Source organism: Mycobacterium sp. E3298 (assembly GCF_001666895.1).
Taxonomy (GTDB): domain Bacteria; phylum Actinomycetota; class Actinomycetes; order Mycobacteriales; family Mycobacteriaceae; genus Mycobacterium.
Window position 1 is genome coordinate 1 of record NZ_LZJB01000410.1, and the last position, 546, is coordinate 546.

1 protein-coding gene and 1 pseudogene are annotated in these 546 nt (G+C 60.1%); one reads left to right on the top strand and one right to left on the bottom strand.

Annotated elements, in window-relative coordinates; all coding sequences use genetic code 11:
- Nucleotides 1-406: pseudogene (locus A9X05_RS19495) on the top strand (class I SAM-dependent methyltransferase); the annotation flags it as partial.
- Between the two features lie 26 nt (nucleotides 407-432).
- On the opposite strand, the gene A9X05_RS29955 reads toward A9X05_RS19495, so the two are convergent.
- The coding region (locus A9X05_RS29955; protein ID WP_197499135.1) for a class I SAM-dependent methyltransferase at nucleotides 433-546 on the bottom strand (114 nt) is incomplete at its 5' end.

Genomic DNA, 546 nt, shown 5'->3' on the forward strand with positions numbered 1-546 from the left:
CTGCCGTCCGACGGAATCATGTTGCTGCACACCATCGTTCGCCCCTCCTTCAAGGAGGCCAGGGCGCGGGGCATGACGCTGACGCACGAGATCGTGCACTTCTCGCAGTTCATCCTCACCGAGATTTTTCCGGGCGGCCAGCTGCCGACGCAGGAAGATATTTTCAAATTCGCTGAGCCCGCCGGATTCTCGGTCGAAAAGGTGCAATTACTGGGTGAGCACTACGAGCGGACTCTCAATATATGGGCGGCAAACCTGGGCGGCCGCCCTCGAGGCGAACCGCGACGAGGCCATCGCCATCCAGTCGCAAGAGGTCTACGACCGCTACATGAAGTACCTGACCGGCTGCGAGGACTTCTTCCGCAAGGGCATCAGCAATGTGGGCCAGTTCACCCTCGTGAAGTAGGCGGCGAGGAGCTGGGGGTCGTTCCGCTACTTTTGCAGCGTGAACTGGTCGACGTCGGTGTAACCCTGGCGGAACAGCTTCGCGCAACCGGTCAGGTACTTCATGTAGCGGTCGTAGATCTCTTGCGACTGGATGGCGAG